General features: G+C 43.9%; 11 protein-coding genes. All 11 read left to right on the top strand.

The genetic code is table 11. From position 1 onward, the window contains the following. Nucleotides 1-26: 26 nt before the first annotated feature. The 11 genes from atpA to VMX18_00730 all read left to right on the top strand — a co-directional run bounded on the left by atpA (nt 27) and on the right by VMX18_00730 (nt 11,859). Entirely contained in the window at nt 27-1,580 is a 1,554-nt protein-coding gene (atpA, locus tag VMX18_00780) for a F0F1 ATP synthase subunit alpha (protein HUT21924.1), read from the top strand. 15 nt (nt 1,581-1,595) lie between these two features. Next, a complete protein-coding gene (atpG, locus tag VMX18_00775; GenBank protein ID HUT21923.1) occupies nt 1,596-2,543 on the top strand; it encodes an ATP synthase F1 subunit gamma in 948 nt (315 codons plus the stop codon). A gap of 183 nt (nt 2,544-2,726) precedes the next feature. Continuing rightward, nucleotides 2,727-4,100 carry a F0F1 ATP synthase subunit beta gene (gene atpD, locus VMX18_00770; GenBank protein ID HUT21922.1) on the top strand — a complete coding sequence of 458 codons (1,374 nt, stop codon included), beginning with the start codon at nt 2,727-2,729 and terminating at the stop codon, nt 4,098-4,100. 68 nt (nt 4,101-4,168) lie between these two features. Next, nucleotides 4,169-4,861: a peptidylprolyl isomerase gene (locus VMX18_00765; protein ID HUT21921.1), complete on the top strand. Its 693-nt coding sequence runs from the start codon at nt 4,169-4,171 to the stop codon at nt 4,859-4,861. 119 nt (nt 4,862-4,980) lie between these two features. Beyond that, nucleotides 4,981-5,421, top strand: coding sequence for a F0F1 ATP synthase subunit epsilon (locus tag VMX18_00760; GenBank protein ID HUT21920.1), 441 nt, complete (start codon nt 4,981-4,983; stop codon nt 5,419-5,421). Nucleotides 5,422-5,607: 186 nt separating this feature from the next. Beyond that, nucleotides 5,608-6,021, top strand: coding sequence for a carbonic anhydrase (locus VMX18_00755; GenBank protein HUT21919.1), 414 nt, complete (start codon nt 5,608-5,610; stop codon nt 6,019-6,021). 24 nt (nt 6,022-6,045) lie between these two features. Further along, nucleotides 6,046-6,567 (top strand): hypothetical protein, encoded by a 522-nt coding sequence (locus VMX18_00750; GenBank protein HUT21918.1) that lies wholly within the window; start codon nt 6,046-6,048, stop codon nt 6,565-6,567. Between the two features lie 83 nt (nt 6,568-6,650). After that, the gene (locus tag VMX18_00745) at nt 6,651-7,487 is read left to right on the top strand and encodes a hypothetical protein (protein ID HUT21917.1); all 837 of its coding nucleotides are present in this window, start codon (nt 6,651-6,653) and stop codon (nt 7,485-7,487) included. 100 nt (nt 7,488-7,587) lie between these two features. Next, nucleotides 7,588-8,529 carry a hypothetical protein gene (locus tag VMX18_00740; GenBank protein ID HUT21916.1) on the top strand — a complete coding sequence of 314 codons (942 nt, stop codon included), beginning with the start codon at nt 7,588-7,590 and terminating at the stop codon, nt 8,527-8,529. Nucleotides 8,530-8,602: 73 nt separating this feature from the next. Beyond that, a complete protein-coding gene (locus VMX18_00735; protein HUT21915.1) occupies nt 8,603-11,548 on the top strand; it encodes a UvrD-helicase domain-containing protein in 2,946 nt (981 codons plus the stop codon). 5 nt (nt 11,549-11,553) lie between these two features. Beyond that, the gene (locus VMX18_00730; protein HUT21914.1) at nt 11,554-11,859 is read left to right on the top strand and encodes a hypothetical protein; all 306 of its coding nucleotides are present in this window, start codon (nt 11,554-11,556) and stop codon (nt 11,857-11,859) included. Nucleotides 11,860-11,917 lie beyond the last annotated feature (58 nt).

Raw genomic sequence — 11,917 nt, 5'->3', positions numbered from 1 at the left:
AAAGTAATTCATAAATTTCAAATATTATGGAGAAAACATTGAAAAAAGATCACATAGTGGAAATGCTGAAAAAGCAGATTGAAGATTTCAAAGAAGACGTGGCCATTGAAAAAACGGGTAAGGTGCTTGAAGTCGGCGACGGCATTGCCAAAATCACGGGCTTATCGGACGTGATGGCCTCGGAAATGCTTGATTTCGGCGATGGTGTTCTCGGCGTGGCGCTTAATTTAAACGAAGATAGCGTCGGAGCCATGGTTTTGGGTGAATTTCATAAAATTAAAGAAGGCGACATAGTAAAAAGCACGGGAAAAATTCTGTCAGTGCCGGTGTCCGAAAGCTTGATTGGCAGAGTCATCGATCCGCTCGGTAATGTTATTGACGGTAAAACGCCGGTAAAAGCCGAGCAATTTTATCCGATTGAAAAAATCGCGCCCGGAGTGATCACCAGATCCTCGGTCAATCAGCCGGTGCAAACGGGTATCAAAGCCATTGATTCGATGATTCCCATCGGCCGAGGCCAAAGGGAATTGATTATCGGCGATCGTCAGACCGGCAAAAGCGCCATTGCCATTGATGCCATTATCAATCAAAAAGGGCAAGACATGATTTGCATATATGTGGCTATCGGCCAAAAAGAATCGAAAATCGCCCGTATCAAATCCAAATTGGAAGAAAAGGGAGCCATGGATTACACCATTATAGTCGTGGCGGGAGCTTCGGATTCGGCCTCGTTGTCTTTTATCGCGCCGTACTCCGGTTGCGCCATTGGCGAGTTTTTCATGGACAAAGGCAAGGATGTGTTGGTTGTTTATGATGATCTGTCAAAGCACGCCGTGTCTTATCGAGAAATTTCTTTGCTCTTGCGCCGACCGCCGGGCAGAGAAGCTTATCCCGGAGATATTTTTTACCTGCATTCCAGGCTTTTGGAGCGCGCCGCGAAATTAAGCGAAGAAGAAGGCGGCGGTTCGTTGACGGCCTTGCCGATTATCGAGACCCAGGCCGGAGATGTGTCAGCGTATATTCCAACCAATGTGATTTCAATCACGGACGGGCAAATTTATTTGGAATCGGATTTGTTTTATCAAGGTATCAGACCGGCTTTGAATATAGGTTTGTCGGTTTCTCGCGTGGGCTCGGCCGCTCAGCTGAAAGCGATGAAAAAAGTGGCGGGCAAATTGAGACTTGATTTGGCGCAATATCGAGAATTGGCGGCTTTCGCTCAGTTCGCTTCCGAACTTGACGAAGCGACCAGAAAGCAATTGGAAAGAGGGGAGCGAGTCACTGAAATATTGAAACAAGGTCAATACGAACCCATGGCCGTGGAGCATCAGATCGCGATTTTGTATATCGCGGTTAACGGTTATTTGGACGACGTTAAAACCGATAAGATCAGATTGTTTGAAGCCGGTTATCATAAATATTTGGACAACGTAGCCAAAGGGCTTTTGGATAAAATCAAAAAGGAGAAAGATCTCAGTGAAGAAATCGAAAATGAAATGAAAAGATTGGTGGAAGAATATAAGGGAACTGTCAAGGAAATGCTGGTGTCCTCGGACGCCGAAGAGGGCGAAGCTAAATAATTACCGGGAAAAACTATGCAAGCGGGATCGCGAGAAATCAAACGACGCATAAAATCCGTCAAAAACACGAAAAAAATCACCAAAGCCATGGAAATGGTGGCGGCGGCGAAAATGAGAAAGGCCGTGGATGGCGTGTTGGCGACGAGAGATTATTCCAACTTGGCTTGGGAGATGCTTTTGAGTATCGCGGAAAAAACGGAGACCAAATATCATCCGTTGCTGAAATTGAGAGATAAAGTGAAAAAAGTGGCCATTGTTTTAATAAGTTCGAATAGAGGTTTGTGCAGCGGTTTTAATAATCAAATAACCCAGAAAGCGATTGATTCCATAAAAAAACACGCCTCCGCCGAGCATGAATTGATAACCTTTGGAAATCGGGGACGCGACGCGTTGATTCGAAGCGGTTATCAAATCGATGCGGATTTTCCAAAAGAAGATATTATTTTATCGTCCGCTGAAATTTCTTCATTGTCGCACATGATTATTGAAAAATATATGGAGGGCGTTTATGATAAAGTGTTGATCGGTTACACCGACTACTTTTCTTCAATTAAACAAACTCCCAGAATAAAACAGATTTTACCTATTACCATGGAAGATGAATTTTTGGGCGCGGTGGGAAAAAGCAAAGGCATTCACATGACGCCGGAATTCGCGAAGGAAAAACAAACAAAGCATTTGACCAAAGGTGAATTTAAATATGAATATTTGTTCGAGCCCGATCCGCGCCGGGTTTTGGAAGCGCTTTTGCCGCGTTTGGTTGAAGTTCAGATATATCAGGCGACCCTTGAATCGAACGCTTCCGAACACAGCGCCAGAATGATGGCCATGAGGCAGGCTTCGGACGCGGCCGGAGACATGATTGATGATCTTAGCTTGGTTTATAATCAGGCCAGACAGTCTTCCATCACCAAAGAAATTATTGAAATATCGTCGGGCAAGGCGGCTTTGGAGTCCGTATAATGAAACACGTATCACGTATCATGAAACATGGAGCATGCCTGCCCGCCGTAGCTTAAGAGCGGAGGCGGGAATCACGTAACAATGGAACAATGTAACAATGAGGCAATTTTCTTGTCCAACCCCAATTTCTAGTTTCCAGTTTCCGGTTTCCAATTTATTTAATCTTTAATCAATATATCGCATATGAAAAACATTGGAAAAATAAAGCGAGTCATCGGGCCGGTTGTCGATGTGGAATTCAAAGACGGTTTGCCCGGTTTATTGAATAGTTTGGAAGTAAACGTGAGCGAAAATAATAAATTGGTGCTCGAAGTGCAAAATCATTTGGGAGGATCAATGATCCGAGCCATTGCCTTGGGAACCACGGAAGGCTTACGGCGAAATCTGGACGTTGTCGATTCCGGATTGCCGATTGAAGTGCCGGTGGGCAAAAACACGCTCGGCAGAATGTTTGACGTGCTTGGTCAGCCGATCGACAATAAAGAAGCCATTATAGCCGAAAAGAAATATCCCATTCACCGACCGGCGCCGGCTTTCGCGGAGCAATCCACTAAAACTGAGATTTTTGAAACCGGCATTAAGGTTATCGATTTGATTTGCCCGTTCACCAAAGGCGGCAAAGTCGGTTTGTTCGGAGGCGCGGGCGTTGGCAAAACCGTGGTGATTATGGAATTGATCAGAAACATCGCTCAAGAACACGGAGGATTTTCCGTTTTTGCCGGCGTGGGTGAGCGAACCAGAGAAGGCAATGAATTATATAAAGAAATGAAGGAGTCGGGCGTTTTGGAAAAAACCGCGCTTGTTTTCGGACAGATGAACGAACCGCCCGGAGCTCGCGCCAGAGTGGCTTTGACCGGACTGACCATGGCCGAATATTTCCGCGACGAAGAAAAGCAGGATGTTTTATTCTTTATTGATAATATTTTCCGATTCACTCAAGCGGGTTCGGAAGTATCGGCGCTTTTGGGCAGAATTCCTTCGGCCGTGGGCTATCAGCCGACATTGGCCACGGAAATGGGCGAGATGCAGGAGCGCATCACTTCAACGGACAAGGGCTCCATCACTTCAATTCAAGCGGTTTACGTGCCGGCCGACGACTTGACCGATCCCGCTCCGGCCACCACTTTCGGGCATTTGGACGCCACCGTGGTATTGGCTCGAAGTTTATCGGAGCTTGGAATTTATCCGGCCGTGGATCCGTTGGATTCCACTTCCGCCATTTTAAGTCCGGACATCGTCGGCGAAGAACATTATCAAGTGACCAGAGAAGTGCAGAGGATTTTACAACGTTACAAATCGTTGCAAGATATTATCGCCATTTTGGGCATGGAAGAATTGTCCGCGGAGGATAAAATTATTGTTTCGCGCGCCAGAAAAATTCAAAAATTCTTGTCGCAGCCGTTCTTCGTGGCCGAGGCCTTTACGGGCACGCCCGGAAAATACGTTTCGATTAAGGAAACGGTCAGAGGCTTCAAAGAGATTTTGGACGGTAAACACGATGACAAGCCGGAGCAATCTTTTTACATGAAGGGCGGCATTGACGAAGTTACCAAGTAGCATTAAACATGGATCATGGATCATATAGCACATAGCACGTAACATGAAACATTGTTACGAATTCTAATATGAAAAAAACAATTGTTTTGCCAATCATTTTGTTCTCGTTGATTTTTACCGCCTGCTCAAACGGCGAACGGCCGAGGTCGATCGAGGAACCGGAGGCGCCGAATCCGATCCAAACCGAACCGGTCAGAAAATTTGATCCGGCGAATTATGAAGATTTGGCCGCGCTATATGATCGAGCCAGAATAAAAACCAATTTGGGAGATATTGAAATAGTTTTTTTCGCTGACGACGCTCCTTTTACCGTGAGCAATTTTATGAATCTGGCCAAATTGGGCTTTTATGACAAGACGAAATTTCATCGGGTAATGAACGGATTCATGATTCAGGGCGGAGATCCGAACAGTAAAGACGATGATTGGTCGGATGACGGCAGAGGTAATCCCGGTTATCTTTTCAAAGACGAAATCAATGATCATAAATTGGTCGTCGGTAGTTTAGCCATGGCCAATTCCGGAGCCAACACCAACGGTTCGCAGTTTTTCATTGTCACCGCGCCGGAAACTCCTTGGCTTGACGGAGTTCATACCAATTTCGGGTATGTTGTCAGTGGCATGGATATCGTTTCGCAAATCGAAAAAGTTGAAGTTAACGACAATGATCATCCGCTCGAGGATATTGTCATTGAAAATATCGAATTAATAAAATCAGCGTCAGCCGACGTTGAAAACGTTACAAACGACATCAACGATTAGGTTTCTATGAATAATTACCGCTGTTACTAATTACATCAATCTAAAGCCTAAGAAGATTGTAATTTGTAACAAATGGACTAAAGAGCTAAACAGTGAATGTAATTCGTAACACTTGTAATATGGAAAAATTAATCAATTTCAAAATAGCCACGCCCGAGCGAGTCGTTTTTAAGGATGAAGTGGATCAAATCACTTTGCCCACCAAAATCGGGGAAATCACCATATTGCCGAATCATATCCCGTTGATTTCGGTTTTGGCTCCCGGAGAAATCAGGGTAAAACGCGGCAATTCCAGTTTCGCCATGTCTGTTTCCGGAGGTTTTATCGAGGTGCAAGCTGAAAAGGTGATAGTCCTGGCTGACACGGCCGAGCGCGCAGAGGAGATTGATATTGTTAGAGCCGAGGAGGCCCAAAAGAGAGCGCAAGAAGCCATGAGCAAGAAAAATATGGATGCCATTGAATTCGCCGCTTTGGCCGCGCAAATCGAAAAGGAAATGGCCCGCATTCGGGTTGGTAGAAAATATAAAAATTTGGATAATATTCGAGGGATTGGTAAATAGATAGTTACGAATTACAATCATCTGATAGGCCGATTAATATGTGTTACGAAGTACAAAATTCCATTTGGTCTATAGACAGATGTTACAAATTACATTCGCCTATAGCTTTAAGCCTGAGAATCTTGTAATTCGTAACAAATAACCTAAAAGCTAAACAGAATGTTGTAATTCGTAACAAAAAAAATTATGTCTCACAATTGCAAAGCCCTGCTCGTTTGCTGTATGGACTTTAGATTTCAAACAGCCATAGCGAATTTCGCCAAAAAAAAAGGTCTTGAAGGCCAATACGATTTGTTTTCCATTGCCGGCACTCAGAAAACTTTTATTGATGAAGCCACTCAAACGACAGCTTTGAAACAAGTGGAATTGTCGCAAAAGCTCCATGGCTCAACCGATGTTTATTTGATCGCGCACTGGGATTGCGGAGCTTATGGCGGCATTAAGGCTTTTGACTCGGAGGAAAAACAAAAGCAAACTTATTTTGAAGATTTGGAAAAAGCCAAATCGGTTATTTTGGAAAATTTCGAAAATTTAACGGTTCATAAATACCTGGCGAATCTGGCTGAAAGTGGGGAAATATCGTTTGAAATGATCGCTTAACCTAAAAGAGGTTGTAAAATATCATTGACAAATAAAGAGTTCAATGGTATTTTTTTATTGAACAACGACGGAAAGGAGCCTGGCATGACCGAAAAGAAGTTCTTTCTCCTAAAAGGAGGATCCATTGTTGGCCGTTTCGGGCTCACGCTCGACGTAGACGGCAAAACCTACCACGTTTGGCATCAGAAATTGCCTCTCGAGCCGAGGACTCTGCTCGATAGCCTCGCAGGAGAGCAGCCGGCCTTGATTTTTCGCCAGGCGCTTAATCACTTCAATGCCCAGGGCTTGGCGGCTCAGCTCATGACCGAGATGCTACTGCCGCTGGAAGTGATGTCCTCGGTCTGGTTGCTTTTTAAGAAGCAGTGCTTGTCAGCGCAATTTCGCGCCAAAATCGAAGAAGCAGTCAAAGCGGCGAGGATATCCGGCGTGTCCAAGCTCGAAGCCGAAATTCAGGTATTCGGGGAGATGTTCCCAACCAAAGAAGTTATCAGCAATTTTGATCTCTGGTGTCAATGGCTCGCCGATTGGACTCCGAACAAGAAATAGACGTCATCACTATGGCGTTTTTTAAATTTGACAAAATCGAGGTGGAATGTTAATAATTCAATTCAGGGCAAGGGAGGGAGGACATGAACGAGATCGAGATGAAGTGCGCGGTAAATTACATGCTAAAAAGCGACGATCCTCGGGATGTTTCGTCCATCTTCGTGATTGTCAAGACAGCCAACCGTCGATTTGTCCCGTTTTTCCAAACCTGCCCTGGCGGAAAGTTTGATGCCAGAGAGGATTTGTCCGGAAGAACAGAAAAAGAAGCGTTCGAAAATACGCGTCAGGCATTCGAGGGCGATGGATGTTTTGCGCGAAGAACTGGCGCGCCGATTCTGACCGACCCTGGCATGTTGTGCCCGAGACGCGTTCGGCAAGAGGCTTGGAGTAAATTCAAAAATGGCTGTCTTGGCAATGAAATGAGAGTTTCAATAAGTCGGTTGTTGAAATGCCTCGGCTTTGTCGCTCAAGTCGCGGAAAGGCCCAGCTACCAAGAAATCGGTATGTTTTACGCGGTTTCCTCAATCAGCTCGGGCTTTGGCAATGTTGCCAAATGGGAAGACGGATATCGTCTTTGGTATCCGCGAGAGGATAACGGGCTACTTTTTTCGATTGATTCCGAGAACCGGCTTCAAATCATACTGAAAAAAGAGCGAGCCAGAAGCTCATTGTGGAGGTCTTTTTGTGAAGCCCTGTCTCCGAGTTACTACACAAACAAGCCAAAAGGCCAGTTAATGACAGAGAGGAGGGAGATCGAGTGTTTGGCCAAACGGCTGAGTGGGCTTTCCCCCTCGTCAAGATTGGGTCAAAATCCAAGCGGGGTTCTGCTCGAGATTGGGGCCATTTACGCGTTTAATTATTTCAGTCGGACTCACAGGGATTTCATGCCCGACGCGTGGGAGAGACAATATTACGAATAAGCGTCGCCAAGCGACGCTTTTTGAATTGTGGATAAAATTTGTTAATAAGTCGATTTTTTTGATAAAATATAACTTGTTTCTAACAAATAATTGAAAATTTATGGTTCTTGCGGAAAGAAATTTTTATGCGCCGAATAAGTTTGATGGGGGGAAAAAACAAACCGGTGAAAAACCTGTCTTGACGCTTCTTGAGGGCGGAAAGGATAATAAAGAATTAAAAAAAGAAGCTTTGACAATCGCGGATCAAATAAGACAAAAAATCGAAGCCGGAGAAAAAGTGGAATTTAATAACTCATCTCCCGAATTTACGGTCTGGAAAGATACCCTGCTTCAAATGGAATCCTCGAGAAGATTGGCGGAAGCTGAAAAAGAGCTGGGCTCGCTTGAAAAAGAAGCCGAACAATTTAAAAATATTGAATACGCTTATTTGCCGTCAAGTCAGCTGACTTTTGAGGAAAAAATGAAGGCTTTGGATAACGAATTTAATATTCCAAAAAAGAAAAGCGAAGTCAGCGGGTTAAAGGACAAGGAGGCCAAGGTGATTGAAATCGCGTTCGAATATGAAGATATATTGGAGCATGCGGCCTTGCCGACCAGTCAATTGACTTTTGAAGAGAAAATGCGGGCATTAGAATTGAAAACCAAAATAGAAAAAAGAAAAAAAGAGATAAAGGAAGCATCCGGAGAAAAAGAGGTGGCGGCAAAAGAATGCGAAGTCGCCAAGGAAGCGGTAGCCGCGGAGAAGACGACAGGGGAACAATCGGCGGATAAAGACACGAAAAAAGAATTAGTCAGAGCGAAAAAGGAGCTCATGTCGCAGATGTCTATGGTGGAAAAACAGCTTGATGAGGAAACCAATAAATTGATCCTTCTCAATCGCAGTTTGGCCTCTTCTTTCAGAAAATGGTTGATGTTCTCGTTTTTGCACAAAACAAGAGTTGAAGTAAAAAAGAAAAAAATTGACGTGAGAGTTCAAAACTTGATGGCTCAAGTGAATGCGTTGCACAAGGCTATTTCGGCCGTTGAAGTTGCCCTGAAATAATGAAATCGGTATGAAAAGGCGCGAGGATCGCGCCTTTTGATTTTTAAATGTTTTTGCGATAAAATAGGCTCATATGGATATATCTAAGTTCAATCAAGAGCAAAAAGAGGCTATTGTTCATAGTGACGGGCCGCTTTTGATCGTGGCAGGCGCGGGCACGGGCAAAACAACGGTGATTACGAGCAGAATAGCTTATTTGATCGAGGAAAAAAAGATTTCTCCGGATCAAATTTTGGCCGTCACATTTACCGAAAAAGCGTCCGAGGAAATGGCCGAGCGAGTCGATCGCTTGTTGCCGTACGGGACTTTCGATAATTGGATTCTGACTTTTCATTCTTTCGCGGATAGAATTTTGAGGCTTTACGGCTCGGACATGGGCCTGCCCATTGGTTACAAATTGCTGGACCAGACCGGCCAATGGATTTTGGTAAAGAAAAATTTCGACAAATTCAAGCTCGATTATTATCGTCCGCTGGGAAATCCCAATAAACACATTCATTCTCTGCTTAGGCATTTTTCGCGTTGCAAGGATGAATTGATTTCCCCGGCCGATTATTTAAAATACGCCGAGGAATTGAAGTTGAACACCGATTCCGCTGATTTCGTGCAGACTCTGGATTTGGAAAACATGTCCTCGTCGGAAAGGGAAGAGGCGACCAAGCAGGAAATTCTCAGAGTCGGCGAGGTGGCCGAGGCGTATCATGTTTACCAGCAATTGTTGCTGGACAATGATTGTTTGGATTTCGGCGACTTGATAAATTACGCGATCGAGCTTTTCAAGAAAAGGCCGGCGATCCTGAGTCGTTTTAGAAAACAATTCAAATACATTCTGGTTGACGAATTTCAGGACACCAACACGGCTCAATACGAATTGATTAAAATGCTGGCCGCGCCAACGAATAATTTGACCGTGGTCGGAGACGATGACCAGGCCATTTACAGGTTTCGCGGCGCTTCGGTTAGCAATATCATGCAGTTCAAAAAAGATTATCCTGACGCCAAGGAAATAGTTTTGATAAACAATTACCGTTCTTGCCAGAAAATTTTGGACAAAGCCTATGAATTCATCAAACTGAACAATCCCAACAGACTCGAGGTTGAATTGAACATCAACAAGCGGTTGATTTCTCAAAAAGACGAAGATTGTCAAATCGAATATTTTTTGGCTCAAAGCCAGAAAGATCAGGCCGATATTATTATCAAAAAAATCATTGAATTGAAAAAAAACGATGTCAACGCAGAATGGAATGATTTCGCGATCCTGGTCAGATCAAACGACTCCGGAGAATTTTTCAATCATCTGCTCGAAGACGCCGACGTGCCGCACCAATTTTTATCGCTCAAAGGTTTATATTCCAAACCGGTTATTTTGGACACGCTGGCTTTCTTTAATTTACTGGACAATTATCATGAGGCCTCGGCCATGTATCGCGTTTTGATCAGTCCTTGGCTGGGTTTGCCGGAAAAGGACGTGGTTAAAATCATTTATCAAGCCAAAAGAAAAAACGAATCATATTATGAGACCGTAAAACAAATCAACGCGATCAAAGGTTTGGAAGAACGGACATACTCGAAAGCGTCAGGCTTGATTCAATTGATAGATAAATATTTGAATTTGTCGCAAAAAGATCAAATATCTAAAGTATTTGTCGGCTTTTTGTATGATTCCGGTTGTATTGATTATTTAAAATCCAAAGAAAACAAAGAGAATCAACTCAGCCTCTCTTATTTGCAAACTTTTTACAAAAAAATTCAACAATTCGAAAAAGAAGCCATTGGCGCCAAGCTGGCGGATTTCAAAGAATTGATGACTCTGGAATTGTCGTCAGGGGAAACCGGCGCCGTGGAAATTGATTTTGACAGCGGGCCGGACATGGTGAAGGTGATGACCGTACACGGAGCCAAAGGTTTGGAATTCAAATATGTTTTTATCCCTGATTTGGTGGAAAGAAAATTTCCGCCGGATCGCCGAAAAGACCCGATCGAGATTCCCGACGCTTTGTTGCACCTTGAACTGCCGTCCGGAGATGTTCATATTGAGGAAGAACGCCGGCTTTTTTACGTGGCGGCCACGCGAGCCAAAAACGGTTTGTTTTTTCTGTCCGCCAAGGACTTCGGTTCCGGCCGCGCCAGAAAACCTTCCAGGTTTTTGGCGGAAATGGGTTATGAAAAAAAGGAGATTGAGCCTGCTTTGGAAATGGAAAGAACTCAGGAGAAAAAAGATGAAAAACCTTTTTATGAAATTCCCAAAAGATTCAGCCACAGTCAGCTGACCGCCTACGAGAGCTGTCCGCTGAAATATAAATTCGCCAATGTTTTAAAAATTCCGGTGCCCGGGAAATTTCAGTTCACTTTCGGCGACGTTATTCATCGCACTTTGAATCAATTTTTGGCCATTCGCGCCAATGCGGGCGCTTCGCCGCAAGCCGATCTTTTCGGCTCCCAGTCCAAAGAATCCGCCGATGTTTTGTCGGAAAAAGATTTGCTGGAGATGTATGAGAAAAACTGGAGCTCTGATTGGTATCCGGATAAAGAAACCGAAATGAAATATCGGAAAAAAGGACGCGTCGCTTTGAAAAATTTTTATCGCGATTTTGAAGAAACACGGCCTGACGTCTGGTTGCTCGAGCGGCCGTTCACCATGAAAGTGGGGGATTACACCATTTCCGGCAGAATCGACAGAATCGATAAAATCGCCGGCGACCAAGTGGAAATTATTGATTATAAAACCGGCCAGGCCAAAGAGTCCCTTGACGCCGATTCCAAACGGCAACTTTTGCTTTATCAATTGGCCGTGGAAAAAGAATTGAACAAACAAGCCGGGAATTTGGTTTATTATTTTTTGGAAGGAAATAAAAAATTGCCGTTTGTAGGAGTTGAAAAAGACAAGGAGAAATTGGTTCAGAAAATATTGGAAGATATCCGCCGGATACATGATTTGGATTTTGCTCCGACGCCCGGTTCGCACGTCTGCGGTTTTTGTGACTTCAAAGATATTTGTGAATACAAAAAGTTATAGATTTTATGAAAGATTTGGAATCACTGAAAAATTTGCTTTCCGGCAAAGCAAGATCAAAACTGGCTAGACCGCTTTACGCCAGCATTGTTTTGGATAAGTTTAAAATGCTGTGCCGGGAAAAGTTAAGTCCTGATATTTATCGAAGCCTGAAATTCGTGAGTTATAAAAATAAAACGATTAAAATCGGCTGTTCCAGCTCCGTGGTGGCGCAAGAGATTAAATTGCGCGAAAGGGAATTGATTCTTCAATTAGGCGCCAAACTGAAGGGGTCTATGACCGTAAAAATAGCCATAATTATCAATTCGGAATAGCTATCCATTCATTTGCAAAATCCGATATTTTTTGCTAAAATTAAAACAGAGAGCGTAA

This window comes from Candidatus Bipolaricaulota bacterium, from assembly GCA_035528115.1.
Lineage (GTDB): Bacteria > Patescibacteriota > Patescibacteriia > UBA11705 > DATKZF01 > DATKZF01.
The sequence above is the reverse complement of the archived record's forward strand: the minus strand, read 5'-3'. Positions and strand labels throughout refer to the sequence as shown.

Coding starts and splice junctions, on each gene's coding strand:
- atpA (HUT21924.1), top strand. CDS start 27: ATGGAGAAAACATTGAAAAAAGATCACATAGTGGAAATGCTGAAAAAG.
- atpG (HUT21923.1), top strand. CDS start 1,596: ATGCAAGCGGGATCGCGAGAAATCAAACGACGCATAAAATCCGTCAAA.
- atpD (HUT21922.1), top strand. CDS start 2,727: ATGAAAAACATTGGAAAAATAAAGCGAGTCATCGGGCCGGTTGTCGAT.
- VMX18_00765 (HUT21921.1), top strand. CDS start 4,169: ATGAAAAAAACAATTGTTTTGCCAATCATTTTGTTCTCGTTGATTTTT.
- VMX18_00760 (HUT21920.1), top strand. CDS start 4,981: ATGGAAAAATTAATCAATTTCAAAATAGCCACGCCCGAGCGAGTCGTT.
- VMX18_00755 (HUT21919.1), top strand. CDS start 5,608: ATGTCTCACAATTGCAAAGCCCTGCTCGTTTGCTGTATGGACTTTAGA.
- VMX18_00745 (HUT21917.1), top strand. CDS start 6,651: ATGAACGAGATCGAGATGAAGTGCGCGGTAAATTACATGCTAAAAAGC.
- VMX18_00740 (HUT21916.1), top strand. CDS start 7,588: ATGGTTCTTGCGGAAAGAAATTTTTATGCGCCGAATAAGTTTGATGGG.
- VMX18_00735 (HUT21915.1), top strand. CDS start 8,603: ATGGATATATCTAAGTTCAATCAAGAGCAAAAAGAGGCTATTGTTCAT.
- VMX18_00730 (HUT21914.1), top strand. CDS start 11,554: ATGAAAGATTTGGAATCACTGAAAAATTTGCTTTCCGGCAAAGCAAGA.